The organism is Citrobacter sp. VF227 (genome assembly GCF_052950715.1).
Map to the genome: position 1 here is coordinate 1 of NZ_JBRFVF010000667.1, position 430 is coordinate 430.

General features: G+C 48.6%; 2 pseudogenes. Both read left to right on the top strand.

Features of this window, described 5'->3' with window-relative positions:
• Nucleotides 1-305: pseudogene (locus tag ACU8YC_RS28460) on the top strand (ABC transporter ATP-binding protein); the annotation flags it as partial.
• A pseudogene (locus ACU8YC_RS28465) lies at nt 302-430 on the top strand (ABC transporter permease); the annotation flags it as partial. The pseudogenes ACU8YC_RS28460 and ACU8YC_RS28465, both read left to right, overlap by 4 nt.

Consider the following 430-nt stretch of genomic DNA (forward strand, 5'->3'; position numbering starts at 1 on the left):
TTAATCAGCATGATGAGCTGGTGGAAAACACCTCAATGAAGAGGCTGCTCTCTAAACTGAAGTCCGAGACCTTTATTCCCGTTCTGGCGCCGAAAAGCCCGTTGCCAAAACTGGAAGGCTATCAGTATCGTCTGGTGGATACTTCCACGCTGGAAGTGGAAGTTCTGCGCGAGCAGGGCATTAACAGCGTCTTCTCCCAGCTGAGCGCTCAGGGGATTCAAGTATTGAGTATGCGGAACAAAGCAAACCGACTGGAAGAACTGTTTGTTTCTCTGGTGCATGAAAAACAAGGAGATGGCGCATGATGCAGGTTTATTGGGTTGCGCTGAAAAGCATTTGGGCGAAAGAAATTCACCGCTTTATGCGTATCTGGGTCCAGACTCTGGTTCCCCCCGTCATCACCATGACGCTCTATTTTATTATCTTTGGT